Consider the following 26,059-nt stretch of genomic DNA (forward strand, 5'->3'; position numbering starts at 1 on the left):
CCCCCTACCGCGCTATATCTTGAAAGTGGCAGGAGAAGCGGCCTCCGGAGCCACCCTCACCGCGGACCCCAGGCTCTGGCCGCGGGCGGCCGCCGGCAAGTGAACGGCAAAAAGTCAGGTGATCGGCAACAGGAGTTGCCGATCACCTGACCCTTTACCGAGGACTCGATGGTCCGGCCCGGCCTATGCCGCGCGGGCCGCTCTGTGCCGGATGGCGCGGGCGTAGTCCGCGCGGGGGACGTGCGGCGTCACGTGGAGCACCATGCCGGCCTCGGCCGGGGTGCGGTCCGCCTTGCGCGAGTTGCACTCGTAGCAGGCGGCCACGAGGTTCATCCACGTCGAGGGCCCGCCGCGGGACCGCGGCAGGATGTGGTCCACGGTCTCGGCGGGGCCGCCGCAGTAGGCGCACAGGCCGTCGCGCCGCTTGACGCCGAGCTTGGTGCACGCGGGCGCCCCGCCCGACTTGTAGAGCCACCGCATCGTCACGTACCGGACCAGCCGCAGCACGCGCGGTAAGGGGAACGGCCCGAAGGAGCGGCCGTCGACCGCCTCCTCCACGACCGCGACCTCGCGCACGAGCATGTGGATGGCGTGCCGGACCGATACCCGGTGCAGCGGCTCGTAGCCGGCATTGAGGACTAGGACGTCGGCCACGGGCCTGCTCCTTCCGGTGAGCTTGTCGTCTCGGTTCTTGACTTTCGAGTGGTACTGGTTGTGCTGTCGTTCAGCCCCGGGACGACAAGAGCCGCCCGGGAACAAGATGTCCCGAGGCGGCTCACGTTCACTGGTCCGGCCATGACCGGATCAGGAGCGTATGGCGCCCCGGATGGCCTCGCGGCCGTCCCAGAGGTGCTGCGCGGTGGTCGGGTAGGACGACTCGGTGGCGGCACTGGCCTTGCCCAGGCCTGCGGCCTGGTGCGCGATGCGGGTGCGAACCATCGTGTGTCTCGTCCTTTCCGGTGGTCTCGGAGGTGGCTGTCGGTGGTGCTGCGTTCGGGTCTGACGACGGGTGGCGGAGTCGCGGGGCGGGGAGTCACAGACACACAACCTGCCGCCACGGCACCAGTCCGTGTGTGAAGAAAGGTACAACGAGGACTTGGTAGCGTCTATGGCTTTTCCGGAACTGCAACCCAAGGATGCATCAAGTGCGCGGCGTGGCGGGGTCCAGCGGCGTGTCGCGCCGGGCCGCCGCGAGCTCGGCCTGCAGCACACTGAGCTGCGCGCGGATGGCGCGCAGCTCGTCCATCACCTCCGCGTCCGACCGCTCCTCGTGCTCGGCGAGCTCGTCGATGCTCTCCATGCCGCTCACGACCACCGCGATGAACAGGTTCAGCACCGCGAACGACACCACGAGGATGAAGACGACGAAGAAGATCCACGCCGTCGGCTCGTCCTCCATCACGTCCTCCGCGATGTCCGGCCAGGCCTCGCCCGTCATGACCTGGAACAGGGTGAACGCCGTGGTCCCCAGGTCGCCGAAGTGCTCTGGTGCGATCGCGCTGTACAGATTGGTTGCGATCACCACCGACACGTACATGACCAGCACCAGGAGCGCGCCCACCGAGCCCATACCGGGCACCGCCGCGACCAGGCCGTTCACCACACGCTTCATCGAGGGCACGGAGTCGGCCAGGCGCAGCACGCGCAGGATCCGGAGGGCGCGCAGCAGCGACAGCGGGCCGGTCGCCGGGATCAGGGCGATCCCCACCACGAGCAGGTCGAACACGCTCCACGGGTCGCGGAAGAAGCGCGGGCCGTGCGCCACCAGGCGCAGGGAGATCTCGGCGACGAAGAACCACAGCATCGCGTCGTCGACGACCTGCAGCACCTGGTCGACGGGTCCGTCGACGATCGAGGTCTCCAGCCCGAGGACCACCGCGTTGGCGATGATCACACCGAGCACCACGCGCTGGAACGACCGGTGCTCGACCAGCCTGCGCAGGCGCTCGCGTACGGGCACGCCACCGACCGACATCCGGACTCCTTTCATGGGGTTTGTCCGGAATGCAGGGTAACTGCCGCGCGGTCGGTGGCGCGGGGTGGTCCGGCCCCGGGCGGGCCGGTCCAGCCTCTACCAGCTCACGGGCTCGCGGATGATCGGGCAGGTCATGCAGTGCCCGCCGCCGCGGCCGCGGCCCAGCTCGCCGCCCGCGATCTCGATCACGTCGATGCCGGCCTTGCGCAGCAGGTCGTTGGTGGTGGTGTTCCGGTCGTAGGTGAAGACGACGCCCGGCTCGACGGCCACGGAGTTGTTGCCGCTGTCCCACTGCTGGCGCTCGGACTCGTAGACGTCGCCGCCGGTCTCGATGACCCGCAGCTGGCCCAGCCCGGAGACCTGCCCCACCACGTCGAGGAAGGACGACCGGCCGGCGTCGGTCACCGAGACGCCGAGCGGCCCCGAGTCGGGGCGCAGCACGAACGGGTGCACGCGGTCCACGATCCGCGGGTAGACGGTGACGGTGTCGACGTCGACGAACGTCATGATCGTGTCCAGGTGCATGGCGGCGCGCAGCCGCGGCATGCCCGCCACCACGATCTGCTCGGCCGCGCCCGCCTGGAACAGCGAGGCCGCGACCTGCGTGATCGCCTGGCGCGACGTGCGCTCGCTCATGCCCATCAGCACGGTCCCGTTGCCGATCGGCATGATGTCGCCGCCCTCGAAGGTGGCCTCGCCGTGGCTGGTCTCCGGGTCGCCCCACCACACGCGGCTGCCCACGAAGTCGGGGTGGAACGAGTAGATCGCCTTCATGAGCAGCGTCTCGTCGCGGCGCGCCTGCCAGTACAGCGGGTTCAGCGTGAGGCCGCCGTAGATCCAGCAGGTCGTGTCGCGCGTGAACAGCGTGTTCGGCAGCGGGGGCATGAGGTACTCGCGCGCGTCCGGGCTGAGGTCGGCCAGCGCGCGGAAGCCCGGCGGGAGCTCGGGCACGTCGGCCACGGCGAGGCCGCCGATCAGGTACCGGGCCAGCTCGTGCTCCGGCAGGGACTCCAGGTACTCGCGCGTCGCCTCGACCAGGCCGTTGCCCACGATCTCGGGCACGATCTTGCGGTCGAGCAGCCAGTCGCGCGCCCCGGGCACGCGCAGCGTCTCGGCGAGCAGGGCGTGCAGCTCGACGACGTCGACGTCACGCTCGCGCAGCTCGGCCACGAAGTCGGCGTGGTCCTGCTGGGCGCGCTCGACCCACAGGACGTCGTCGAACAGGAGGCCGGCGGAGTTGGACGGGGTGAGGCGCTGGTGGGCCAGACCGGGGGCGCAGACCAGGACCTTGCGCAGGCGGCCCACCTCGGAGTGGACACCGTACGCCGACGAGGGTGTGCCGGCCGGGGGCGGTGTGCTGTCGATGGTGTTCATCGGGCGACAACGGTACTCACCCGACCGCCGTCGTGCCGAGCAGGGAGCCGATCGCGAAGGTCGCGCCGAGCGCCAGCGCCCCGCCGACGACGACGCGCGCCGTGGCACGCACCCGCGGCGCGTCGCCGATCCAGGCCGCGATCCAGCCCGTGCCGGCGAGCGCGGCCAGCACGACGACGAACGTGACGCCCACCCGCCAGGGCTCCGGGATCAGGAGCACGGCGGCGAGCGGCAGGATCGCGCCGATCGTGAAGGCGACGGCGGACGCGAGCGCGGCGTGCCAGGGGCTGACCACGCCGTCCTCGTCGATGTTGAGCTCGGCGTCCAGGTGGGCGGCGAGCGCGTCGTGCTCGGTGAGCTCGATCGCGACCTGGCGGGCGGTGGCGGGGGACAGGCCCTTGGCCTCGTAGAGCTCGGTGAGCTCCGCGAGCTCCTCCTCCGGCATGGCGGCGAGCTCGGCCTTCTCCTTGGCGATGAGCGCCCGCTGGGTGTCGGACTGGCTGGAGACCGACACGTACTCGCCCAGCGCCATCGAGATGGCGCCGCCGACGAGGGCGGCGAGGCCGGCGGTGAGGATCGGCCCGGTCTGCGACGTCGCCGCCGCGACGCCGACGGCGACCGCGGCGACCGAGACGATGCCGTCGTTCGCGCCGAGCACGCCGGCGCGCAGCCAGTTCAAGCGCTCGGCGAGCCCGTTGGTGTGGGGTTCGTCGGGGTGCCCGACGGCGGTCGGGCCGCCGGTGTCCGGGCGTTCCGCGCCGGACGGTTCTGTCGTCATGGCCTCAGGCAACCAGGTCTCCGGGTTTCGGGCCAACATCAGGCCCGAGGTTGGGCAGCCTCACCTTGGCCGCGGCGCCCTTGCGGCTGGCTGTCCCTCCGCTTCGCCGTCCCTCCCCTTTGAGGCCCGGGTTTCTTCGCTTTGAGCCGCCTCAAAGCGAAGAAACCCGGGCCTCAAAGGGGAGAAGGAGGCCGGGCTGCCGCTGGGTCGGGCGAGGTGACGCCTCAGTACGACGGCTTGTCCGGGGTGCGCTCGCCGACCGGGACCTCGACCGCCAGGGTGTTGCCGTCCTGGGCGAGCGGGCACGTCCACGCCGGGTCGTAGGCGCAGGACGGGTTGTAGGCGAAGTTGAGGTCGAGCACCAGGTCGCCGACGCCGAAGTCGTCGGGGCCGCCGCCCTCGCCGCCGTCGGACCCGCCGGTGTGCCCGAGCCAGGAGCCCTTGATCGTGTCGATGAGGTACCGGCCGCCGCCGTAGGTGCCTCCGGGCGGGCCGGCGAGCGCGTCCTTGATCGGCACGAAGAGGCCGCCGCCGTAGGACGCGAGGCGCCAGACGTCGAGGGTGCCGAGGTCGCCCAGGGCGTCGGACCCCAGGGCGACCGTGCCGAGCAGCTCGAACGGCACCACGCCGTCGGTCCCCGTGGGGACGTCGAGGCGGCGGGGCGTCCCGTCGGGCCCGGGCTCGGCCGGGACGATCGGGGCGCTCAGGCGCCAGGCCGGGTCGTACGGGGTGACGGTCAGCCCGGTGAAGCCGGGCCGCTCCTCCGGCAGGATCGGCGAGACGGGGTGGGTCGCGAAGAGCTCGTCCCGGGCGGCGATCCAGCCTGCGTGCGCGGCGGCCGGGTTCACGACGGCGCGGGTGCGGGCCTCGGCGTACAGCGCGAAGACGCGCCGCCGCCAGTCCGCGGTCTGGAGTGCTGTGATGGCCGGCGAGGTGGTGGCGGCGTGCGTCATGCGTCCGACACTACCCACAGCCTCTGACACCCTGCCGGGCGGCTGCGGTTCAGCGACCCTCGAACAGCCCGTAGACCCGGTCCAGGCGGTCGTAGGCGTCGTCGAACCACTCGTCGGACACGGGCACGGCGGCCGTCACGTCCGTCAGCAGGCCCATCCGGTCGCGGACGGTGACGACGAGCATGTCGTCGTGCTCCCAGCGGACGTGCACCTCGGTCGCTCGTTGGTCCTCGCGCCAGGCGACGTCCTGTCCCAGGTCCAGCGCGTCGAGGGCCGCCCGCCAGGCGTCCAGGTCCACATCACCGACGAACGTCGGCTGTACGCCCCTGACCCCGCGCCCGGCCGCAACGTCCCCGCAGTCGATCTCGATCGTGCCGCGCGCCTGAATGGCGGTCCCGTCGGGCCGGCGATCCAGCGATTCGATGCGGAGTGCCACGACGTTCCTGTCACCCTCGAAACGGAAGAGCTCGGACGGCAGACCTGCATCCTGTGATGTCACGGGCGCGAGTCAACCACGACCCACCGACACCCGGGATCAGGCCTTCGGCGTCAGCTGGATGACCGGCATCTCCCGGTCCGTCGTCTGCTCGTAGCGGCGGAAGTTCGCCGCCTCGGCGGTGATCTGCTGCCACGCCTCGGCCCGTTCGGCGCCGTGCAGCTCACGGGCGGTCACGGCGACCTTGCGGCCGCCCAGCTCGACGGTCAGCCGGTCGGGGTGGGCGGCCACGTTGAGGTACCAGGCCGGGTTGGTCGCCGCGCCCCAGGCGGAGGCGACGACGAGCCAGGAGCCGTCCGGGCCGGGGAACCATGCGAGCGGGGTCGGCCGGGCCTGTCCGCTCCTGCGCCCGACGGTGGTCAGGACCAGGAGGTTCTTGCCCATGGTCGTGGCCGTGGTGCGCCGGGCGTGCCCGGCCATCAGGCGGTTCAGCCAGCGGAACACGGGCCCGGGCACGCTCGCGCCGCGGGTGCCGGTCGGGTGGGAGAAGCTCATGGAGCGATCCTCGTCGATGGTCGGGTGCGGCCGCCGGGAATCATGCCAGAGGTCAGGGCCTTCGGCGTCACGTGGATCACCGTGATCTGGTGCGAGCGGCCTAGGATCACGGGGTGCTGCGACTCTCCGACGTCACCTACCTCGTCCGCGACCACGACGAGGCGATCACCTTCTTCGTCGACGCCCTGGGCTTCGCCCTGCGGGAGGACGAGACGAACGACGGCGGCCGCCGCCGCGTCGTCGTCGGCCCCGCGGAGGGCGGGACCGGCCTGGTGCTCGCGCTGCCGGGCGCCGACGACGTCGTCGGGCGGCAGGCGGGCGGGAAGGTCGCCTTCTTCCTGGAGACCGACGACTTCGCCGCGCAGCACGCGCGGATGGTCGCGGCGGGCGTGCGGTTCCGGGAGGAGCCGCGGTACGAGGTGTACGGGACGGTCGCCGTCTTCGAGGACCTGTACGGCATGCCGTGGGACCTGATCGAGCCGCCGTCGGCCGCGTGAGCCCTCAGGCCGCGTGCGTCCTCGGATCTCCCATTCCCCCATCTCGCGCGTGTAGTAGATGCTCCACCTGCTCGCGCGGTCAAGGCCGCAGGCCCCCGGGGTGTACCCCCGGGGGCCTGCGGCGCGGCGGAGCGGGTGTCAGCCGCAGTGCTCGAACGGGCTCGTGTAGCTGGTGGAGCCCACCGAGCCGCCCCACTTGACGCAGGTGCCCGGCGCGGACCGCTTGACCGGGCCCGCGTAGTACTCGTAGCTGCCGGAGTCGGTGGTGCGCGACGCGCCCTGCGGCTCCAGGAAGGCCGAGACCGCGGTCGGGGTGCCGAGGTTGGTCGACTTCAGCGTGACCACGCAGTTGTTGCCGGTGCCGGAGTTGTACAGCAGGTAGGTCCGGCCCACCGTGCCGAGCGCCGCCTGGTCGACCACCGTGAAGCCGCTGCCGCAGACCTCCGCCGGCGTGTACGGGTTGCTCGACCCGCAGGCGTTGGTGCTGGTCACGGCCTTCTTCTGGCCCACGGAGACGGTCACGCCGTCGACGGTGGGCGAGGTGTCCACGACGCCGGACGAGCTGCGCTGCTCGTAGTGCAGGTGCGGCGCCTCGGAGCCGCCCGTGGAGCCGACGGTCCCGATGACGGTGCCCTGGCTGACCGACATGGTCTGGCCCGGGGCCCGCACCATCGTGGCCAGGTGGGCGTAGCGCGTGCGGGTGCCGTCGCTGTGCACGATCTGCACCCACTTGCCGTAGCTGGTGCCGCCCTCGTCGTCGAAGGTGGCGGTGCCGCCGGCCGTGGCCCGGACCGTCTCGCCGTTGATGGCGTCGCTGCCGTAGGTCTGCCAGTCGATGGAGCCGTTGGGGCTGTGGCCCCCGCTCCAGTTGTTCGCGTAGAACGTCTTGCTGCAGTTGAAGGGGGACTTGTGGGAGATCGCCAGCACACCGGCGCCGCCGCCCGGCGTCGTCGGGGAGGCCGTGGCCGACGCCGTCGGCGAGGCGACCAGGGCGAGCGCGGCCAGGGCCGCGAACGCCCACTGCCTGGCGGATCTTCTGCGGAACGGGGAGTTGCCTGTCATTGGTGCTCTCCATCCTGAGGTCTGACTCTTGGTCTGACGTAGGAAGGCTGGCACGGCACCCGGGCCGGTGCCCATGGGGAGTACTGCCCGTGCGCCGGTCAGCCGGTGACCCGCCCGGCCCCGCCGTCGACGGTGACGGGCTGGCCGTGCTCGCGGGTCACGATCGCGGCGTGCGACAGGACGCCGCCGGTCTCGGTCACCACGGCCGAGACCAGGCCGAACAGGGCGGTCCACGACGGTTCGGTGAAGCGGCACACGAGCACGTCACCGGGGCGCACGCGGGGGAAGTCGTCCGGTCCGTGCACACGCGTGGGGGCCGGAGGCCCGGCCCGGGCTGCCGGGGGGCCCGGCCGGTTCGACGACGGAGCCGTCCGACATGACTTCCTCCTTCGCCGACCGTTTCGCGTTGACACTCTCCACCGGACGATGCACGGTGCACCGTGTGACCCGTATCCCGGTGCCCGGCCGACCCTCTCAGCCCGAGCTGCTCGTGCTCCACTCCGTCCGGATCCAGGACATGGCGGACGACGACGCCGTGGCCGCGCGGTTCGGCCTCGACCAGGCGGACGCGCACGAGCTCCTGCTCGACGACGAGGCGTACGGCTGGGTCCGCCAGGCGGCGTCCGGCAGCACGGCGGGCTGGTCGCTCACGGAGCGCGGTCGCGCCGAGGACGACCGGCTCCTCGCCCTGGAGCTGGCCGAGACGGGGGCGCGGGCCGTCGTCGAGGAGGCGCACGAGGCCTTCGGGCCCCTGAACGCCCGCCTGCTGCAGGCGTGCACCGACTGGCAGCTGCTCCCCGCGGAGGACGACCGGCTCGCGCCCAACACGCACGCCGACCCCGACTGGGACGCGCGCGTGCTGGACGAGCTCGCGGCCCTGGGCGGCGAGCTGACGCCGCTGGTCGCCTCGCTCGCCGCCGTGCTGGCCCGGTTCGACGGGTACGACACGCGGTTCGTCCGGGCCCTCGACCGGGCGCGCGCCGGAGAGGGCGAGTGGGTGGCCGGGACCGGCATCGGCTCGTGCCACGCCGTCTGGACGGAGCTGCACGAGGACCTGCTCTCGACCCTGGGGATCCCGCGCGGCGCGTGACGGGCGCGGCGGCCCGACTGGCGCGTCGTACCTGGTCCGGCACGGGGCTTCCCGCCGTCGGCGCGGCCGTGACGTGCCGTGGTCCGGGCCCGGCGCCGTCTACGGGATCAGACCCGCCCAGCGGCGCGACAGGTCCACCAGCGCGACCCGGTTCAGGACGTCGATCTCCTGCTGGGTGTGCCAGGCGACGCCGTCGGTGGAGCCGTCCTCCTCGACGCGCAGCTCGCCGCCCGTGATGCGCGCCCGGTAGACGATGCGCAGGGCCTGTCCGGGACGGTCCGCCGGGTGCACGCGCTCGGCGGCGGGGAACACGATGCTGTCGACGCCGAGCAGCCCGGCCAGCTCCACGTGGTAGCCGGTCTCCTCGTAGACCTCCCGGACGGCGGCGTCGGCCGGGTGCTCGCCCGGGTCGATGCCGCCGCCGGGCATCGTCCAGCCGTGGTGACTGCCCTCGGACCAGTGCGGCAGGAGCATCCGGCCCGCCTCGTCGGTGATGACCGCGTACGCGGAGACCCGCAGGTCCATGGTCCCGTCGATGCTGGTGAACATGGTGCCCATCATGACGTGCCCCAAACATATGCACGATGCACAACGCCTGGTACGGTCGGCGGCGAGGTCCGGGCCCGGCGTCCGGACGCCCCAGCGCACAGGAGGCTCCGCGTGCACCCCGGACACACCTCGGTCCCCGCCGGCGACGGCCCCTTTCCCGGCGTCGTCGTGGTGCACGACGCGTACGGCATGAGCGCCGAGCTGCGCCGCGTCTGCGACCACCTCGCCGCGCAGGGCTACCTCGTGCACGCGCCGTCGATGTACCAGCGCGGACGCTGCCTGCGGCAGACGTTCGCGAGCTTCGTCGCCGACCAGGGGCCCGCCTACGACCGGCTGGAGGAGGCGCGGGCGGCGCTCGCGGCCCGCCCCGACTGCACCGGCCGGGTGGGCGTCCTGGGGTTCTGCCTGGGCGGCCGGTTCGCGCTGGTCGCCGCGGGGCGGGGCGGGTTCGACGCCGCCGCGGTGAACTACGGCCTGCTCCCGGCCGGCAAGCAGGAGCCGGCGGAGCTGGACCGGATGCTGTCGGACCCGTGCCCGGTCGTGGCCAGCTACGGCGACCGGGACAGGGTGGTCGACATCGCCGAGGTGGACAAGCTGCGCACCGGCCTGGAGCGCAGCGGCGTGCCGGTGGACCTCAAGGTGTATCCCGGTGCGACCCACTCGTTCCTCGCGCAGTACACCGGGGCGCTCGGCATGCTCATGCGGGTCCAGGGCATGTCGCACGACCCGGAGGCGTCGGCGGACGCCTGGGCGCGGACGCTCGCGTTCTTCGCCGAGCACCTGGACGGGCCGACGCCGGCCGGGGCGCGGTCGGCCGAGGGCGCCTGACCTGGGTGCAGGAGGGCCGGCGGAGGTCCGGCGGAGGGCCGGCGGTCAGTGCGGGCCCGGCGTCCGCCCTCCGGCGTCCGCCGTCCACCGTCCGGCGTCCGCCGTCCACCGTCCGGCGTCCGGCGTCCGGCGTCCGCCGTCCACCCTCCGGCGTCCGCCGTCCGTCGGGTCAGGCGAACAGGGCGGCGAGCTCTGCGGCCTGCGCCCGCCCCACCGCGCGGCCCGCGATCGCCGACGGCGCCCGCGTGGCGGGGGACAGCGGGTTGATGCCGAACGCCTCGAGCGACGCGTCGTCCGCGCCGATCACGAGCACCTTCGCGGGTGCCAGGGCCTCGACCTGCTCGGCGACCGACGGGCCGAACGGCGACGGCGACCCCGGTCGCTGCGGCGTGATGACCAGCACGTGGTCGGCGCCGGCCGCCAGGTCGACGTTCGCCACCGACCGGATGCCGCCGTCCACGTAGCGCCGGAGGCCGATGGTCACCGGCGGCCACACGCCCGGTACCGCGCAGCTCGCGGCGATGGCGTCCAGGAGCCGCACGCCCGAGTCGCGGCGGAACACCCGCAGCTCGCCCGACTCGGCGTCGACGGCCGGGATGGCGAGGTCGGTGTCCGGCCACCGCGTGCTCGGCAGGTGCGCCTCGTGCTCCTTGAGCCGGGTCGCCTCGTCGGTCGTGGGGGCGGCGAGCGCCATGGCGCCGATCCGTCGTCGGATCACGAGCGGGTCGGGCGGGGTGCCGTCGGCCGCGGGCTCCAGTGCGGCGGCCCAGCCCGCGATCATGGCCGGCCCGTCGAACTCGACCTCGAAGTCGAGGCCGTCGTCGACGAGCTGCGCCTCGTAGAGCTCCTGGAGCGGCGTGCCGCTCGTGACCTGTGCGGCCACGGCGGACCCGGCGGACGTGCCGACCACCCGGTCGGCGTCGACGAGACGGGCCGCGAGCTCCCGGTCCTTGTCGGCGATGCCCTGCAGCACGCCCAGCTCCCAGGCGACGCCGGCGACGCCGCCACCTCCGAGTACGAGTGCGTCTGTCATGCCTCGCACATTACGACCGGCCCGAGCCGGAGGCTCGCCCACCCCGGGGTGATCCCAGGGTGACGTCCTCCGCCACCGTCCTTTGTTGAGTGCTGGCTATTTGTTGCCTGCAACCGGTTGCGGACAACAAATAGCCAGCACTCAACGGGGGAGGGTGGCGGCCAGGCGGTCGTCCTCGCTCGCCTCCCAGACCTCGTGGGCGGCGTGGGCGGCCAGGAGGATGATGACGCAGCCCAGGACCAGGTCGGGCCAGCCGGAGCCGGTCCACGCGGTGACCAGGCCCATCGCGATGATCGCGACGTTCACGAGCACGTCGTTGCGGGCCGAGAGGAACGCCGCCCTGCCCAGCGCGCCGCCGTGGTGGTGGGCCCGGGCCAGCAGCCAGGCGCTGGTCCCGTTGACGACGACCGCCCCGAGCGAGGCGACGACCAGCGGGACGACGTCGGGCGCCACCGGCTCCGCGAACCGGCCCACGGCCTGCCAGGCCGCCACCGCGGCGGGCCCCAGGATGATCAGGGCCATGACTTTGCCCATCACGGCCCGCCGGGCGAGCGGCCAGCTCAGCGCGACGAATATCAGCAGGTTGATCGCCGTGTCCTCGAGGAAGTCCACGCTGTCCGCGAGTAGGGAGATCGACCCGACGGCCAGCGCCACGGAGAGCTCGACGAAGAAGTAGGCGAAGTTGAGGGCCGCGACGATCAGCACGGTCCGGCGCAGGCCGGCCGTGCGGTCGTCAGGTGTGGTGGGCACGATGACATTGTGCCGCTCGGGCGCACCCGTCGGATCCCCTTCGAGGCCCGGGTTTCTTCGCTCTGGCAGGCGCCAGAGCGAAGAAACCCGGGCCTCGAAGGGGATTGCGCGGTACGGCGCGACGGCGGTCAGTCCGCTGAGCGCACCATGGCCCGCACCCCGACCGTCAGGCCGACGGCGGCCGTGGCCACCGCCGCCACCCAGCCCCACGCGACGGCGGAGGACGCCAGGTCACCCGCGAACGCGGCGCGGCCCGAGTCGACGACGTACCGCAGCGGGTTGACCGTGGAGAGGGCGCGCATCCACGCCGGCCCGGTCTCCAGCGGCAGCAGCATGCCCGAGAGCAGCATGACCGGGAACAGCACGGTCTGCTGCACCACCCAGAACATCCACTCCTGCTTGCGCACCGCGAGCGCCAGCGAGTACGACAGGGCGCCGACGCCGATGCCGAGCACGGCGAGCTGCAGGAGGGTGAGCACCGCGCCGAGCGGGTCCGGGCGCAGGCCGAACGGCAGCATGACGAGCAGCACCACCGCGGACTGGGCCAGGACCGGCACCATCTCCTTCAGGGCGCGGCCCACGAGCTGCGCCGGCCGGGACAGCGGCGTCACGAGCATCCGCTCGTGCACCCCGGAGGAGATGTCGAGCTGCAGGTTGGAGCCGGTCACGGAGCTGCCGAACAGCGTGGTCATCGCCAGCACGGCGGGCACGAACCACAGCCAGACGTCGGTGCCGAGGGTCGCGCCCGCCGAGCCGACCAGCAGCGGGCCGAACAGCCCGAGGAACACGAGCGGCTGGATGAGGCCGAACAGGATCGAGAACGGGTCGCGCGCCACCGGGCGCAGCTCCCGCAGGAGCACGATCCGGGTGTCGCGCACGAAGCTGCGGCGCGCGAGCGGGCGCTCGGCGGAGGCCTGCGGGGCGGGGATCAGGGTCGCGGCGCTCATGCCGGGACCTCCTTCTTGATCGTCGTGGAGGTGGTCGTGGCGGAGGTGTTCGTGGTGGAGGAGTTCGCGGGCTCGTCCGGCCCGGGTCCGGCGCCGTCGACGCCGGTCTCCCGCAGGCTGCGGCCGGTGAGGCCGAGGAAGACGTCGTCGAGCGTGGGCCGGGCGACGTCGATGCGGCGCACCTCGACGCCGGCCGCGTCGGCGGCACGCAGCAGCCCCGGCGTGGCGCCGGGCCCGTCCGCGGTGCGGATCTCGACGGTCCGGTCGACGTCGTCCTGTCCGGTTGCGCGGACCGCGCCGTCGGCCACGCGGACCGACCGGGTGCCGGGCGCGCGCTCGGCGATCGCCGCGAGGGTCGCCGCCTGCCCGGCCGGGACCCGCAGGGTCACCAGGTCGCCCGCGAGGTCGGCCTTGAGGGCGTCGGCGGTGTCGTCGGCGATCACCTTTCCGTGGTCCACGACGATGACGCGCTCGGCGAACGTGTCCGCCTCGTCGAGGTAGTGGGTGGTCAGCACGATGGTCATCGGCTCGGCGGACGCGGTGCGCATCCGCAGGATGTGCTCCCAGAGGTTGGCGCGGTTGTGCGGGTCCAGCCCGGTCGACGGCTCGTCGAGGAACAGCAGCGGCGGCCGGTGGACCAGGCCCACGGCGACGTCCAGGCGGCGCTTCTGGCCGCCCGAGAGGCTCTCGACCTTGCGGTCGGCCTGCTCGGTCAGGTCCAGGGCCTCCAGCAGTTCGGCGGCGCGGGTCCGGGCCGTGCGGCGGTCCAGGCCGTAGATCTCGCCCTGGGTGACGAGCTCGTCGCGGACGTGCTGGGCGGCGCCGCCCGCACCGCCCTGGCCCACGTAGCCGATGGCCGCGCGGACCCGGTCGGGGCGGTCGGCGACGTCGTACCCGGCCACCTCGGCGGTCCCGGAGGTCGGCTGGATGAGGGTGGTCAGCATGCGCAGCGTCGTGGTCTTGCCGGCGCCGTTGGGGCCGAGCACGGCCACCAGCTCGCCCGGTTCGACGTCGAGCGAGATGCCACGCACGGCGTGGACGGTGCGGGTGCGGCTCACCACGAAGTCCTTGGTGAGTGCTCGGGTGCGGATCACGATGTCTCCTTCTTGCGGTCCGTGCGTTCGGTCGGTTCCTGCTCTGCGGTACCCCCTCAGCCTTCCTGAGGTAGCGGTCAGGTCCTGGCCTCTACCCCGTGCGATCCTGGATCCGTGCTCGAGACCTCCGGACGCCTCCTCGCCCTCCTGTCGCTGCTCCAGGCCCGCCGCGACTGGCCCGGCGCGCTCCTCGCCGAGCGCCTGGACGTCAGCCCCCGCACGGTGCGGCGCGACGTCGACCGGCTGCGCGAGCTCGGCTATCCCGTCACCGCCACCAAGGGGCCCGACGGCGGCTACCGCCTCGACGCCGGGGCCGAGCTGCCCCCGCTGCTGTTCGACGACGAGCAGGCAGTCGCCGTCGCCGTCGCGCTGCGCACCGGCGCGATCCCCGGGGCCGAGGAGGGCGCCCTGCGCGCGCTCGCGACCATCCGCCAGGTCATGCCGGCCCGCCTCCGGGCGCGGCTCGACGCGCTCGAGGTGACCACCGTGCGGCGTCGGCTCGGGCCCGAGGAACCGGCCGTGGACCCGGACCTGCTGCTGGCGCTCGGCTCGGCCTGCCAGGCCCGCGAGGTCGTCCGGTTCGACTACGCGGGCGGCACCATGGCCCCCGTCGGGGAGGGCGACGCCGCGTTCCGGCCGCCACGCCGGGCCGAGCCGCACCACCTCGTGACGTCGGAGGGGCGCTGGTACCTGGTCGCGTTCGACCTGGACCGGGACGACTGGCGGATGTTCCGGGTGGACCGGGTCACGCTGCGCTCGGGCACCGGTCCGCGGTTCGTCGCGCGGGAGGTGCCCGGCGGCGACGTCGCCGCCTTCGTGGGCTCCCGGATCAACGGCTCCCGCTCGCCGGTACGGGGCGAGGCGGTGCTGCACGCGCGGGCCGCCGACATCGCGCCATGGGTCGGCGGCCACGGACTGTGCGAGCCGCTGCCCGACGTCGACAGGGAGCCCCGGTGTCGCGTGGTGCTGGGCTCGTGGTCCTGGGCGGGTCTGGCCGGGCGGCTCAGCGTCTACGACGTGCCGTTCGAGGTGGTGGGCCCGCCCGAGCTCGTGGCGGCGACCCGCGAGCTGGCGGACCGGTACGCGGCGGCGGTGCGCGACTGACCTGTCGGCACGGGGGCGGGGTGGGGGCCTGACCTGCGAGAAGGGGGAGCGGCGCGCGGGAACCGCGCAGTAGGTTGGGGCGTTCCCCGTATCCACGACCCCGACAGAGAGCGTGCGCATGACGAACCTGGCCGACTTCACCGCCGACGAGCTCGCCCCGATCCTGGACGCCCCGGGTGCCGTGCTGAAGGGCGCGACCCTCGCCGACGGCCGTCCGGGAGCCTTCCAGTTCCTCAAGGAGATGACCTCGGGCGCCAAGGTGTTCCGCGAGGCCCAGGAGCACGAGAACGACTTCGTCCGGTCGGTGGCGATCGGCATGCGCGACCGGCTCAGGGAGCAGGACGCGGCCGAGGCCGAGGCGGCGGCCAACCCCGCCTCGCAGGTCGGGGTGGCAGCCGCGGCCGCGGCCACGGAGCGCGCGGCGCAGGAGGGCGCCCGCCCGGACCCGGAGGGGGAGACGGCCCGGGCGGTCGAGCTCGCCGGTGTCGCCGTCGCGCTGCTGCGCGCCCGGGGCGACGAGAAGGACGCCGTCGCCTACGGCGAGTGGATCCTGCGGATCGCCGAGCAGGTCGCGGAGGCCTCGAGCTCCAAGGTGGGCGGCTTCTTCAGCAAGCGGGTCAAGGTCTCGGAGGGCGAGCAGGCCTTCATCGACCGCCTCACGGCCGCCGTCTCGGGCTGACGCCGTCGTCCGCGGCGGCGCCGTCGTCTACGTCCGCGCCGCCCGCCGCGCCGCGCCGCCCGCCGCCGTCCACGTCCGCGCCGCCCGCCGCCGTCGTCCATCCCCTTTGAGGCCCGGGTTTCTTCGCTTTGAGCCCGTCCAAAGCGGAGAAACCCGGGCCTCAAAGGGAATTCCCGATCAGGGATTTCTGAGAAGGGATTTCTGAGAAGGGAGTTCCGGGAGGGGAGTTCCGGGAGGGGCGCCCGGGAAGCGTCAGGCCGGACGGCGGCGGGCGTACTCCAGCTCCGGCCGGCCCCGCGTGCCGTACCGGGGCGCGCGGGTCGCTACGCCGCGATCGGCGAGGAACTCCAGGTACCGGCGGGCCGTGATCCGCGCCAGGTGCAGCTCGTCGGCCACCTCGCTCGCGGACAGCGCGCCGGAGGCCCGGGCCAGCAGGTCGGACACCGCGTCCAGGGTGTCCTGGGACAGCCCTTTCGGCAGCCCGGCCGCGTTCGAGGTGCGCAGTGCGGCGAACGCGGTGTCCACCTCGCGCTGGCTCATCGTCGAGATCGGCGAACGCATCTGCTCGAAGTACTTGCGGTACGCCCCGAGCTTCTCGGCGAACAGCCCGAACGCGAACGGCTTGATGAGGTACTGCACCACGCCGACGGCGACCGCCTCGCGCACCACCTCCAGCTCGCGCGCCGCCGTCACGGCGATCACGTCCACCACCAGGCCCGCCGCGCGGAGCTGGCGGCACAGCACCAGGCCGTGCCGGTCTGGCAGGTTCATGTCCAGCAGGAGCAGGTGCACCTCCTGCCCGGCGGCCTGCGCGTCGCGCAGCGCGCGGACGGTCTCGCCCGCCGTGTGCACCACCCCGGCCAGCTCGAATCCGTCCACGCGGCGCACGTACTCGCCGTGCGCGTCGGCGGTGCGGTGGTCGTCCTCCACGACCAGGACCCGGATCACCCGCGGCCGCCGGGCCCGGCCGGTCCGCTCAGCCCGGCCGGTCCGGTCAGCCCGGTGGGCCCGGCCTGCCCGGCCAGCCCGGCGAGGGCAGGCGGTACGACGACGGCGCCGTCGTCGGGCGTGCCGCCGCCCGGCGCCTGATCGGGACGGGGGAGCGTGACCGTGAAGACCGCGCCCGTGCCCGCCCCGCGCGTCACCTCGACGTCGCCGCCGAGGCTCTCGACCACCTGGCGCACCAACGCCAGGCCGTAGCCGCGACCGCCTGCCGCGGCGTCCTTGGTGCTCCAGCCGTGCTCGAAGATGCGGTCGAGGTCGCCGTCGGCGATGCCGGCCCCGCTGTCGGAGACCTGGAAGACCAGGGACCCGTCGTCGCCGTGGGCGAGGTAGATCTCGACCCACGCCTCGGTCGCCCCGGCCAGCGCGCGGGCCGCCGCGGCGTCGATCGCGTTGTCGACCAGGTTGCCGAGGATCGTCACCACGTCCACGGGCTCCAGCCAGTGTGTGCCCGGCGTCAGGTGCGTCTCGAAGTGCATCTCGACGGCGCGCTCGCGCGCCTGGGCGGCCTTGCCCAGCACGAGCGCGGCGATGACGGGCTCCTCGATCGCCTGGACCACGCGGTCGGTGAGCCGCTGACCCAGGTCCTTCTCGCCGGCGACGAAGCGCAGCGCCTCGTCGCTACGGCCCAGCTCGATGAGGGTCGCGATGGTGTGCAGGCGGTTGCTGAAGTCGTGGGTCTGGGCGCGCAGCGCCTCGGAGATGGTGCGCACCGACGACAGCTCGCCGGTGACCCGCTGCAGCTCGGTGCGGTCGCGCAGGGACACGACCTCGCCGACGGTGCGGCCCGCCGCCGCGGCCGCGTCGCGGCCCACGAGCAGCACGCGGTCGCCCACGCGCACCGGACCCTCGGGCGCGGCGCCGACCAGCACGTCGTGCACGGCGGGGGACAGGCGCTCGTCGCCCACGGCGAACGGCGCTGTCAGATCCGGGACGTCGAGCAGCCGCAGCGCCTCGTCGTTGGCCAGCACCACGGTGCCGTCCTCCACCAGGAGCATGCCCTCCTCGACGGAGTGCAGCACCGCCTCGTGCGCGGTGAACAGGTGTGCCAGCTCGTCCGGGCCCTTGCTTTCCGTGATGCGGTCCAGCCTTCGGGCCAGGATGGTCGCGGCGACGGCACCCGTGCCGAACGCCAGGAGCGTGCCGACGCCGACGATCACCAGGCGGGGGACGATGCTGTCCCACAGCCGGTCGAGCGTGACGCCGGCGGAGACCATGCCCACGACCTCGCCGTCGTCCGTCACGACGGGGACCACGGCGCGCACCGACGGACCGAGCGTGCCGTCGTAGACCTCGGTGAACGTCTCGCCGCGCAGCGCCGGCGCCGTGGTGCCCACGAACTGGCGGCCGATCTGCCACGTGTTGCGGTGCGTGTACCGGGTGCGGTCGGTGTCCATCACGGTCAGGTAGTCGATCTCGGTGGTCGCCATGACGCGCTCGGCGTACGGCTGCAGTAGCCCGGAGGCCTCGGCGACGGCGCCCGGGCGGTCCGTCTCCAGCGTGTCGTGCGCGCGGGCGACGGTGTCGATCACGAGGGCCTCCGCCGCGACCGTGGCCGCCAGGTCGGTGCTCTCCTTCGCCGCGTGCGTCTCGGCCGAGGACCGGGCGTCCAGCGCCAGGAGTCCGAACACGATGACGGCCCCGGCGAACAGCAGCGCCGTGTGCACGGCGAGGAACCACCTCGCGATACTCGCACCCCGTCGCTGCGCCACGGGGTCCATTGTGGACCGCCCGCGCGGCTGCTCCGACCGCCGCGAGAACACTATGTACGCAATGGTGGGGTTCGCCGCCCTGGCCAGCACTCTTGTCGCTGACCACACAGCGTTGTGAGAGGAACACACCATGGCGGTAACGCAGCCCGCCGGCGCCGGGACCACCCCACGCCGTCGGCTCGACAAGAGTCACTACCTGTACATCGCGGTGATCGTCGCCGTCGTCGCCGGCGTCATCGTGGGCCTGGCCTCCCCGGAGACCGGAGTGGCGCTGAAGCCGCTCGGCACCGGGTTCGTCGCCCTGATCAAGATGATGATCTCGCCCGTCATCTTCTGCACCATCGTGCTGGGCATCGGCTCGATCGCGAAGGCCGCCACCGTCGGCCGGGTCGGCGGGCTGGCACTGCTCTACTTCATCGTGATGTCCACGTTCGCGCTGTTCATCGGCCTGGTCGTCGGCAACGTGCTGCACCCGGGCGAGGGCCTGAACATCGCCGACGCCAGCTACGAGGCGGAGGGCGAGGCCGCCGGCCTGGTCGACTTCGTGCTCGGCATCATCCCCACCACGCTCGTCTCGCCGCTGACCGGTGAGTCCGTGCTGCAGACGCTGTTCGTGGCGCTGCTCGTCGGGTTCGCCATCCAGCAGCTCGGCGCCCGCGGCAAGCCCGCGCTCGACGCGGTCCGACTGATCCAGGCGATCGTCTTCCGCGTGCTGACGATGATCCTGTGGGTCGCCCCCGTGGGCGCGTTCGGCGCCATCGCGGGCGTCGTCGGCGAGACCGGCTGGGGCGCCGTCGTCGCCCTGGGCACCCTGATGGTCGGCTTCTACCTGACCTGCATCCTGTTCATCGTGGTGGTGCTGGGCGCCGTGCTCTGGTTCGTGGCCCGCGTGAACATCTTCTCGCTCATGAAGTACCTGGCGCGCGAGTACCTGCTGATCGTCAGCACGTCGTCGTCCGAGGCTGCCCTGCCGCGCCTCATCGCCAAGATGGAGCACCTGGGCGTGTCCAAGCCGGTCGTCGGCATCACGGTGCCGACCGGCTACTCGTTCAACCTCGACGGCACGGCGATCTACCTGACCATGGCGTCGCTGTTCATCGCCTCCGCGATGGGGACGCCGCTGTCCGTGCCCGAGCAGATCGGCATGCTCGCCTTCATGATCATCGCCTCCAAGGGTGCCGCCGGGGTCACCGGCGCCGGCCTGGCGACGCTCGCGGGCGGCCTGCAGACCTACCGCCCCGACCTGGTCGACGGCGTGGGCATCGTGGTGGGCATCGACCGCTTCATGTCCGAGGCGCGGGCCCTGACCAACTTCACCGGCAACGCCGTGGCCACGGTCATCATCGGCACCTGGACCAAGGAGATCGACCGCGACCGCGTGGACCAGGTGCTGGCCGGCACGATCCCGTTCGACGAGAGTGCGGCGGACGACCTGCACGCGCCGGACGGCGCTCCGTCCGGGTCGGACGAAGGTGCCGGCGGGGAGGCCGGCGACGATGCCGACCGCTCGGGCGGCTCGCACCCGCGGGTGCCGGAGCCGACGGGCGTCTGACATCTGACACCAAGGACCGACGCCGGCCGGGGAACTCTGGGGGTACCCCGGCCGCCGTCTGACAAGAAGGTCCGCCTCCAGCAGGTGATCAGGCATGTTCTCCATCGCGGAGCATGCGGGATCGCCGGCTGGAGGCGGACCTTTGTCGTGTCCCCGGGGCGCGCGTGCGGGAATATATGGACGACGCGTGCACTTCTGTGTTTATATGGACGCACGGTCCACATCGACAGCGAGACCAGGGAGCACCCCATGAGCACCACCAGCACCACCAGCACCACCTCGGAATCCAGCGGCACCCGGCGCGTCGCGCTCGTCACCGGCGGGTCGGGCGGCATCGGCCGCGCCGTCGTCGGGCGGCTCGCTGCCGACGGCTACGCCGTCGCCGTCCACTACGCCGGCAACCAGGCCCGCGCCGACGAGGTCGTCGCCGAGGTCCGGGCCTCCGGCGGCCAGGCGATCGCCGTCGGCGGGGACGTCGCCAACGAGACGGCGATGGCCGCAGCCTTCGACGCGGCGGAGGCGGCGTTCGGCGGCGTCGACGTCGTCGTCAACACGGCCGGGATCATGCTGCTCGGCCCGGTCGCGACCTTCGACCTGGCCGACCTCGACCGCATGCACCGCACCAACATCCGCGGCACGTTCGTCGTGGCCCAGCTCGCCGCGAACCGGCTGCGGTCCGGCGGCGCCCTCATCAACTTCTCGACGTCGGTGGTGCGGGCGCAGTTCCCGGCCTACGCGGCGTACGTGGCCAGCAAGGCCGCCGTCGAGGGGATGACGCTCATTCTCGCCCGCGAGCTGCGGGGCAAGGACATCACGGTCAACGTGGTGGCGCCCGGCCCCACGGCCACCCCGCTCTTCCTCAACGGCAAGGACGAGCAGACCATCCAGAACCTGGCGAACGCCGTGCCGCTCGAACGCCTCGGCCAGCCCGAGGACATCGCCGAGACGGTCGCCTTCCTGGCCGGCCCCGCACGCTGGGTCAACGGTCAGGTCATCTACACCAACGGAGGCCTGGCATGAGCGCCGTCGTCGTCATCACCGGGGCGTCGAGCGGGTTCGGGGCGCTGACGGCGCGCGCCCTGGCCGCCGCGGGCCACACCGTCTACGCGGGCATGCGGCAGACCGAGGGGCGCAACGCACCCCAGGTCGACGCCGCGCGGGCCTGGGCCGCCGAGCACGGGGCCGACCTGCGGCCGGTCGAGCTCGACGTGAGCTCGCAGGAGTCCGTGGACCGCGCCGTCGGGCAGATCGAGGCGGACCACGGGCAAGTGGACGTGCTGATCCACAACGCGGGGCACATGGTCGTCGGCCCGGCGGAGGCCTTCACGCCGGAGCAGCTCGCGCAGCTCTACGACGTCAACGTGCTGTCCACCCAGCGCGTGAACCGGGCGGTCCTGCCCGGGATGCGGCGCCGCGGCGCGGGGCTCGTGATCTGGGTGTCCAGCTCCAGCGTCAAGGGCGGCACCCCGCCGTACCTCGCGCCGTACTTCGCCGCGAAGGCGGGCATGGACTCGCTCGCGGTGTCGTACGCCGCGGAGCTGGCCCGTTGGGGCGTCGAGACGTCGATCGTGGTGCCCGGCTCGTTCACGAGCGGCACCAACCACTTCGCGCACGCGGGCCACCCCGCCGACGCCGCGGTCGAGGCCGACTACGAGACCCGGTACGCCGGGCTGATGGGCCAGGTCGCGGAGAAGCTCGCGGCCCTGGCGCCCGACGCCGACGTGTCGCTCGTCTCCGACGAGATCGCCCGCATCGTCGCGCTGCCCGCCGGGCAGCGGCCGTACCGGGTGCACATCGACCCGGCCGACGACGGCTCCGAGGCGGTCTCGGACCTCGCCGACCGCACCCGGGCCGAGTTCCTGGAGCGCGTGGGCCTGCCGGACCTGCTCACGGCGCGCACCGCGTGACGGGCGGTGCGGGTGATCCGGGTGGTCGGCAGGATGTCAGGTGGTCGGCAGCTCGGACTACCGATCACCTGACATCCTGCCGATCACGCGGTTCGGCGACGGGTGCCCTCCTAGACTGCGGGGGCCAGGAGGAGGGGACATGACGAACCAGGCGACGGCGTCCGCCGCGGGCGAGCCCGGAGCGCGGGTCCGGGGGCGCGGGCGGCGGCCCGCCGACGAGGTGCGCGGCGACGTGCTGCGCACCGTCGGCGAGCTGCTGCTGGCCGAGGGCATCGCCGACCTGACGTTCGAGCGCGTCGCGCGCCTGTCCGGCGTCAGCAAGACGACGCTCTACAAGTGGTGGCCCTCCAAGGGCGCGCTCGCCCTGGACGGCTACTTCCACGCCGTGCAGCAGACGCTCGCCTTCCCCGACACCGGCGACATCCGTGTGGACCTGCGCGACCAGCTCCGCGCGTTCGTGCACCTCATGACGACGACGCCCGCAGGGCGCATCCTCGCCGAGCTGATCGGCCAGGCGCAGACCGACCAGGACCTCGCCGTCGCCTACCGCACGCTGTACTCCTCCGAGCGGCGCCGGCTGGCGGCCGAGCGGCTGCGGGCGGCGCAGGAGGCGGGTCAGGTGCGCGACGACGTCGACGTGCAGGTGGTGGTCGACCAGCTCTGGGGCGCCGTCTACCACCGGCTGCTGGTCCCGGACGAGCCGGTCACGGAGGCGTTCGCCGATGCCCTGGTACGCAACGTGCTGACGGGCATCACGCCCCGCTGAGTTTCCGGCCCCAGGTGAACGTAGGTCTGGTCGCTCTCTGAGCGCCCAGAGTGCGACTACTCCTACGTTCGACGGCGGCGCCGTGGGCGGCGTGGGCGTCAGCCCAGGAGGAGGGTGACGTCGCGGACCGGCGTCGTCGCCAGGCGGAAGTGCCCCGCGAACAGGAACACGTTCTGGGCCGTGGGCAGCGCCGCCATGAGCACGACGCCGAGCAGGTCCAGGCCGTCCAGCCCGAACAGGAACCGGCCGACCACCCAGGCCAGCACCGGCATGTACACCAGCGGCGCGATGCCGCGCTGCATGGCGCGGGCCTCGCCCGGCAGCACCCACGCGGCCACGAACCCCACGCCCACGAGCACGAGGACGATCGCGAACCCGAGCAGCACCCCGCTCATCGCGGGGTCAGCGGACCAGGCACGGGCGCTTCGGGTCGAACTCCCACCCCGGGACCAGGTACTGCATCGCTGTCGCGTCGTCGCGGGCGCCCAGGCCGTGCTCCAGGTACAGCTCGTGCGCGGCGGCCAGGCGCTCGCGGTCGAGCTCGACGCCGAGCCCCGGCGTCGTCGGCACCTGGATCGCGCCGCCGGCGATCTGCGGCGGCGCCGTCGTCAGGCCCTGCCCGTCCTGCCAGATCCAGTGCGTGTCCAGCGCCGTGATCTCGCCGGGCGCCGCCGCCCCGACGTGCGTGAACATGGCCAGCGAGATGTCGAAGTGGTTGTTGGAGTGCGACCCCCAGGTGAGCCCGAACTCGTGGCAGAGCTGGGCCACGCGCACGGAGCCCGCCATGGTCCAGAAGTGCGGGTCGGCCAGCGGGATGTCGACGGCGCCCGCGCGCACGGCGTGCGCCATCTCGCGCCAGTCGGTCGCGATCATGTTGGTCGCCGTGGGCAGGCCGGTCGCGCGCCTGAACTCCGCCATGACCTCGCGGCCGGAGAACCGGCCCTCGGCCCCGCACGGGTCCTCGGCGTAGGCGACGACGCCGCGCATCCGCCGGCCCAGCCGGATCGCGTCGGCCAGCAGCCAGCCGCCGTTGGGGTCGAGGGTGATCCGCGCGTCGGGGAAGCGCTCCTTGAGCGCGACGACGGTGTCCACCTCCAGGTCGCCGGCCTGCACGCCGCCCTTGAGCTTGAAGTCGGTGAACCCGTACCGCGCGGCGGCGGCCTCGGCCAGGCGCACGACGGCGTCCGGCGTCATCGCCTCCTCGCGGCGCAGCCGCCCCCAGGCATCGGACTCGTCGTCGCCGCGCAGGTACGGCAGGCGGGTCGCGTCCGGGTTGCCCACGTAGAAGAGGTAGCCGAGCATCGGCACCGACTCGCGTTGCACGCCGTCGCCGAGCAGCTCCGCCACGGGAACGCCCAGGTCCTGGCCGTGCAGGTCGAGCAGCGCGGACTCCAGGGCGGTGACCGCGTGCACCGTGGTGCGCAGGTCGAAGGTCTGCAGCCCGCGCCCGCCGGCGTCGCGGTCGGCGAAGGCCCGCGCGACGTCGCGCAGCAGGGAGCGGTACCGCGCCACCGGCTGCCCGACGACGATCGCGCCGGCCTCCTCGATCGTGGTCCGGATCTTCTCGCCGCCGGGCACCTCGCCCAGCCCCCTGCGGCCGTCCGAGTCGGTGACGATCGCGACGTTCCGCGTGAAGAACGGGGCGTGCGCACCGGACAGGTTCAGGAGCATCGAGTCGTGGCCCGCGACGGGCACCACCTCGACGCGGGCGATCGTGGGGTGCGCGCTCACCGGGCGGCCTCCGCGGTCTCGGTGGCTCCCGCGGCCTCCGGGACGGCGTCCGCACCTGCGACGTCGGCGTCCGTCGCGCCGAGGACGACGTCGAGTACGCCGTCGACCCGCCGCGTCAGGCGCCACGGGTTGTCCGACCGGAGCGGTTCGGGCAGCAGGTACTCCGGCAGGTTCTGGTAGGCCACGGGGCGCAGGAAGCGCTCGATCGCGAGCGTGCCCACCGAGGTGGTGCGCCCGTCCGACGTCGCGGGGAACGGGCCGCCGTGCACCATCGCGTGGCCCACCTCCACGCCGGTGGGCCAGCCGTTGGCCAGGATGCGGCCGGCCGTGCGCTCCAGCACGGGCAGCAGGCGGCTCGCCGTCTCGCGATCCGACTCGGTCAGGTGCAGCGTCACGGTGAGCTGGCCTTCCAGGCGCTCGACGGCGGACAGCAGCTCGTCGGCGTCCGCGTACCGGACCACGAGCGAGGCCGCCCCGAAGATCTCGGCCTGCAGCACGGGGTTGCTCAGCAGGGTCGGCACCGCGCTGGCGAACACCGCGGGCGCGGGGGCGTTCTGCGTCGCTCCCGGCGTGCCGGCCCCCACCAGCGAGACGCCGTCCTGAGCGGCCAGCGTGTCCACGCCGTCCTGCCAGGCCTGCGCGATGCCGTCGGTGAGCATGGTCTGCCCGGCCGCGGCCGCGGCGGCCCGCCCGGCGGCGGCCACGAACGCGTCGCCGCGCTCGCCGTCCGGCACGAACACGAGGCCCGGGGCGGTGCAGAGCTGGCCCGACGAGCCGGTCACCGACGTGAGGTACGCGGCGGCCAGCGTGTCGACGTCGCCCGCGAGGGCGCCGTCGAGCAGGATCGTGGGGTTGATCGAGCTCATCTCGGCGTAGACCGGGATGGGCACGGGGCGGGCCGCGGCGGCCGCGACGAGCGCGAGGCCGCCGCCGCGGGAGCCGGTGAAGCCGACGGCCTGGATCACCGGGTCGGACACGAGTGCCTGGCCCACGACCGTGCCCGGCCCGTAGACCAGCGAGAACACGCCGGGGTGCAGGCCGGACGAGGCCACGGCGTCCGCCACCGCACGCCCCACCAGCTCGGCCGTGCCCGGGTGCGCGTTGTGCGCCTTGACCACGACGGGACAGCCCGCGGCCAGCGCGGAGGCCGTGTCGCCGCCCGCGGTGGAGAAGGCGAGCGGGAAGTTGCTGGCGCCGAACACGGCCACGGGGCCGACGGGCACCTTGCGCTGCCGGATGTCGGCGCGCGGCAGGGGAGTGCGGTCGGGCAGGGCGGGGTCGATCCGCACGCCGCGGTGGTCGCCCTGGCGCACGACCTGCGCGAACAGGCGGAGCTGCCCCGTGGTGCGGGCGACCTCGCCCGTGAGGCGGGCCGCGGGGAGGCCGGTCTCACGCATGGCCCGCGCGACGACGTCGGGTGCGATCGCCTCGATGTTGGCCACGACCTGCTCCAGGAAGCGGGCGTGCGGCTCGGGCGCGAGCGCGGAGAAGGAGGCGAAGGCCTCCTGCGCGGCCGCCGTCGCCTGCGCGACCTGCGCCTCGTCGAGCAGCGAGTAGGCGGGTTCGAGCGCCTGGGCCGTGGCCGGGTCCTGCCCGGCGAAGGTGCCGGCGGTGCCCTGCAGGGGCGCGCCGGCGACGATCGAGTGGCCGGTGAGGTGGGTCATCGCATGTCTCCTTGAGGGCGT

29 protein-coding genes are annotated in these 26,059 nt (G+C 73.3%); 9 read left to right on the forward strand and 20 right to left on the reverse strand.

Annotated elements, in window-relative coordinates; all coding sequences use genetic code 11:
* Nucleotides 1–183: 183 nt before the first annotated feature.
* The 8 genes from ACH45N_RS13260 to ACH45N_RS13295 all read right to left on the reverse strand — a co-directional run bounded on the left by ACH45N_RS13260 (nucleotide 184) and on the right by ACH45N_RS13295 (nucleotide 6,071).
* Entirely contained in the window at nucleotides 184–654 is a 471-nt protein-coding gene (locus ACH45N_RS13260) for an HNH endonuclease (RefSeq protein WP_397394499.1), read from the reverse strand.
* 150 nt (nucleotides 655–804) lie between these two features.
* On the reverse strand, nucleotides 805–939 hold the full coding sequence (locus ACH45N_RS13265) for a hypothetical protein (protein WP_285106910.1): 135 nt from the start codon (nucleotides 937–939) through the stop codon (nucleotides 805–807).
* A 202-nt stretch (nucleotides 940–1,141) separates the two neighbouring features.
* The gene (locus tag ACH45N_RS13270) at nucleotides 1,142–1,975 is read right to left on the reverse strand and encodes an ion transporter (protein ID WP_397394501.1); all 834 of its coding nucleotides are present in this window, start codon (nucleotides 1,973–1,975) and stop codon (nucleotides 1,142–1,144) included.
* Between the two features lie 96 nt (nucleotides 1,976–2,071).
* On the reverse strand, nucleotides 2,072–3,349 hold the full coding sequence (locus tag ACH45N_RS13275; RefSeq protein WP_397394503.1) for an arginine deiminase: 1,278 nt from the start codon (nucleotides 3,347–3,349) through the stop codon (nucleotides 2,072–2,074).
* 16 nt (nucleotides 3,350–3,365) lie between these two features.
* Nucleotides 3,366–4,127, reverse strand: a complete 762-nt coding sequence (locus ACH45N_RS13280) for a VIT family protein (RefSeq protein WP_397394505.1) — start codon at nucleotides 4,125–4,127, stop codon at nucleotides 3,366–3,368.
* 224 nt (nucleotides 4,128–4,351) lie between these two features.
* The gene (locus tag ACH45N_RS13285; RefSeq protein WP_397394507.1) at nucleotides 4,352–5,080 is read right to left on the reverse strand and encodes a DUF1684 domain-containing protein; all 729 of its coding nucleotides are present in this window, start codon (nucleotides 5,078–5,080) and stop codon (nucleotides 4,352–4,354) included.
* A 49-nt stretch (nucleotides 5,081–5,129) separates the two neighbouring features.
* Nucleotides 5,130–5,579 (reverse strand): DUF5959 family protein, encoded by a 450-nt coding sequence (locus ACH45N_RS13290; protein ID WP_397394509.1) that lies wholly within the window; start codon nucleotides 5,577–5,579, stop codon nucleotides 5,130–5,132.
* A gap of 36 nt (nucleotides 5,580–5,615) precedes the next feature.
* Complete coding sequence (locus tag ACH45N_RS13295) at nucleotides 5,616–6,071, reverse strand: nitroreductase/quinone reductase family protein (RefSeq protein WP_397394511.1); 456 nt, start codon at nucleotides 6,069–6,071, stop codon at nucleotides 5,616–5,618.
* Nucleotides 6,072–6,184: 113 nt separating this feature from the next.
* Between ACH45N_RS13295 and ACH45N_RS13300 the strand changes: the two genes are divergently transcribed.
* On the forward strand, nucleotides 6,185–6,568 hold the full coding sequence (locus ACH45N_RS13300) for a VOC family protein (protein ID WP_397394513.1): 384 nt from the start codon (nucleotides 6,185–6,187) through the stop codon (nucleotides 6,566–6,568).
* A gap of 138 nt (nucleotides 6,569–6,706) precedes the next feature.
* Here the strand turns inward: ACH45N_RS13300 and ACH45N_RS13305 are convergent, their stop codons facing one another.
* A complete protein-coding gene (locus tag ACH45N_RS13305; RefSeq protein ID WP_397394515.1) occupies nucleotides 6,707–7,630 on the reverse strand; it encodes a M23 family metallopeptidase in 924 nt (307 codons plus the stop codon).
* Nucleotides 7,631–7,728: 98 nt separating this feature from the next.
* Nucleotides 7,729–7,908, reverse strand: a complete 180-nt coding sequence (locus tag ACH45N_RS13310) for a PEP-utilizing enzyme (protein ID WP_397394517.1) — start codon at nucleotides 7,906–7,908, stop codon at nucleotides 7,729–7,731.
* Between the two features lie 164 nt (nucleotides 7,909–8,072).
* On the opposite strand from ACH45N_RS13310, the gene ACH45N_RS13315 reads away from it, so the two are divergent.
* On the forward strand, nucleotides 8,073–8,720 hold the full coding sequence (locus ACH45N_RS13315) for a transcriptional regulator (RefSeq protein WP_397394519.1): 648 nt from the start codon (nucleotides 8,073–8,075) through the stop codon (nucleotides 8,718–8,720).
* Between the two features lie 99 nt (nucleotides 8,721–8,819).
* Here the strand turns inward: ACH45N_RS13315 and ACH45N_RS13320 are convergent, their stop codons facing one another.
* A complete protein-coding gene (locus tag ACH45N_RS13320) occupies nucleotides 8,820–9,245 on the reverse strand; it encodes an NUDIX hydrolase (protein WP_397397449.1) in 426 nt (141 codons plus the stop codon).
* A gap of 135 nt (nucleotides 9,246–9,380) precedes the next feature.
* On the opposite strand from ACH45N_RS13320, the gene ACH45N_RS13325 reads away from it, so the two are divergent.
* A complete protein-coding gene (locus tag ACH45N_RS13325) occupies nucleotides 9,381–10,097 on the forward strand; it encodes a dienelactone hydrolase family protein (RefSeq protein ID WP_397394521.1) in 717 nt (238 codons plus the stop codon).
* 169 nt (nucleotides 10,098–10,266) lie between these two features.
* Here the strand turns inward: ACH45N_RS13325 and ACH45N_RS13330 are convergent, their stop codons facing one another.
* The 4 genes from ACH45N_RS13330 to ACH45N_RS13345 all read right to left on the reverse strand — a co-directional run bounded on the left by ACH45N_RS13330 (nucleotide 10,267) and on the right by ACH45N_RS13345 (nucleotide 13,921).
* Nucleotides 10,267–11,130: a patatin-like phospholipase family protein gene (locus ACH45N_RS13330; RefSeq protein WP_397394523.1), complete on the reverse strand. Its 864-nt coding sequence runs from the start codon at nucleotides 11,128–11,130 to the stop codon at nucleotides 10,267–10,269.
* Between the two features lie 141 nt (nucleotides 11,131–11,271).
* Nucleotides 11,272–11,880, reverse strand: coding sequence for a cation transporter (locus tag ACH45N_RS13335; RefSeq protein WP_397394525.1), 609 nt, complete (start codon nucleotides 11,878–11,880; stop codon nucleotides 11,272–11,274).
* 128 nt (nucleotides 11,881–12,008) lie between these two features.
* Nucleotides 12,009–12,827, reverse strand: coding sequence for an ABC transporter permease (locus ACH45N_RS13340; protein ID WP_397394527.1), 819 nt, complete (start codon nucleotides 12,825–12,827; stop codon nucleotides 12,009–12,011).
* Nucleotides 12,824–13,921: an ATP-binding cassette domain-containing protein gene (locus tag ACH45N_RS13345; RefSeq protein WP_397394529.1), complete on the reverse strand. Its 1,098-nt coding sequence runs from the start codon at nucleotides 13,919–13,921 to the stop codon at nucleotides 12,824–12,826. Before ACH45N_RS13345 ends, ACH45N_RS13340 begins: the two co-directional genes overlap by 4 nt.
* Before the next feature lie 114 nt (nucleotides 13,922–14,035).
* Between ACH45N_RS13345 and ACH45N_RS13350 the strand changes: the two genes are divergently transcribed.
* Nucleotides 14,036–15,025, forward strand: a complete 990-nt coding sequence (locus ACH45N_RS13350; protein ID WP_397394531.1) for a helix-turn-helix transcriptional regulator — start codon at nucleotides 14,036–14,038, stop codon at nucleotides 15,023–15,025.
* A 118-nt stretch (nucleotides 15,026–15,143) separates the two neighbouring features.
* A complete protein-coding gene (locus ACH45N_RS13355) occupies nucleotides 15,144–15,704 on the forward strand; it encodes a hypothetical protein (protein WP_397394533.1) in 561 nt (186 codons plus the stop codon).
* 252 nt (nucleotides 15,705–15,956) lie between these two features.
* Here the strand turns inward: ACH45N_RS13355 and ACH45N_RS13360 are convergent, their stop codons facing one another.
* The gene (locus tag ACH45N_RS13360; protein ID WP_397394535.1) at nucleotides 15,957–16,652 is read right to left on the reverse strand and encodes a response regulator; all 696 of its coding nucleotides are present in this window, start codon (nucleotides 16,650–16,652) and stop codon (nucleotides 15,957–15,959) included.
* Nucleotides 16,649–18,418: an ATP-binding protein gene (locus tag ACH45N_RS13365; RefSeq protein ID WP_397394537.1), complete on the reverse strand. Its 1,770-nt coding sequence runs from the start codon at nucleotides 18,416–18,418 to the stop codon at nucleotides 16,649–16,651. The genes ACH45N_RS13360 and ACH45N_RS13365 overlap by 4 nt, the downstream gene beginning before the upstream one ends.
* A gap of 130 nt (nucleotides 18,419–18,548) precedes the next feature.
* Here ACH45N_RS13365 and ACH45N_RS13370 point away from each other — a divergent pair, with 130 nt between their 5' ends.
* The 4 genes from ACH45N_RS13370 (at nucleotide 18,549) to ACH45N_RS13385 (ending at nucleotide 22,643) form a co-directional block, all read left to right on the forward strand.
* Nucleotides 18,549–19,970 (forward strand): cation:dicarboxylate symporter family transporter, encoded by a 1,422-nt coding sequence (locus ACH45N_RS13370; protein ID WP_397394539.1) that lies wholly within the window; start codon nucleotides 18,549–18,551, stop codon nucleotides 19,968–19,970.
* A gap of 249 nt (nucleotides 19,971–20,219) precedes the next feature.
* The gene (locus ACH45N_RS13375; protein WP_397394541.1) at nucleotides 20,220–20,990 is read left to right on the forward strand and encodes an SDR family oxidoreductase; all 771 of its coding nucleotides are present in this window, start codon (nucleotides 20,220–20,222) and stop codon (nucleotides 20,988–20,990) included.
* Nucleotides 20,987–21,877 carry an SDR family oxidoreductase gene (locus ACH45N_RS13380; protein WP_397394543.1) on the forward strand — a complete coding sequence of 297 codons (891 nt, stop codon included), beginning with the start codon at nucleotides 20,987–20,989 and terminating at the stop codon, nucleotides 21,875–21,877. The genes ACH45N_RS13375 and ACH45N_RS13380 overlap by 4 nt, the downstream gene beginning before the upstream one ends.
* Nucleotides 21,878–22,016: 139 nt before the next feature.
* On the forward strand, nucleotides 22,017–22,643 hold the full coding sequence (locus ACH45N_RS13385; RefSeq protein WP_397394545.1) for a TetR/AcrR family transcriptional regulator: 627 nt from the start codon (nucleotides 22,017–22,019) through the stop codon (nucleotides 22,641–22,643).
* Between the two features lie 98 nt (nucleotides 22,644–22,741).
* On the opposite strand, the gene ACH45N_RS13390 is transcribed toward ACH45N_RS13385, so the two are convergent.
* The 3 genes from ACH45N_RS13390 to ACH45N_RS13400 are packed head-to-tail and all read right to left on the reverse strand — an operon-like array spanning nucleotide 22,742 to nucleotide 26,038.
* A complete protein-coding gene (locus ACH45N_RS13390) occupies nucleotides 22,742–23,038 on the reverse strand; it encodes a hypothetical protein (RefSeq protein ID WP_397394547.1) in 297 nt (98 codons plus the stop codon).
* A gap of 7 nt (nucleotides 23,039–23,045) precedes the next feature.
* Entirely contained in the window at nucleotides 23,046–24,374 is a 1,329-nt protein-coding gene (locus tag ACH45N_RS13395; protein WP_397394549.1) for an enolase C-terminal domain-like protein, read from the reverse strand.
* Nucleotides 24,371–26,038, reverse strand: a complete 1,668-nt coding sequence (locus tag ACH45N_RS13400; RefSeq protein WP_397394551.1) for an aldehyde dehydrogenase (NADP(+)) — start codon at nucleotides 26,036–26,038, stop codon at nucleotides 24,371–24,373. The genes ACH45N_RS13395 and ACH45N_RS13400 overlap by 4 nt, the downstream gene beginning before the upstream one ends.
* Nucleotides 26,039–26,059 lie beyond the last annotated feature (21 nt).

The sequence above is a fragment of the Promicromonospora sp. NPDC019610 genome (genome assembly GCF_044389365.1).
Taxonomy (GTDB): Bacteria; Actinomycetota; Actinomycetes; order Actinomycetales; family Cellulomonadaceae; genus Promicromonospora.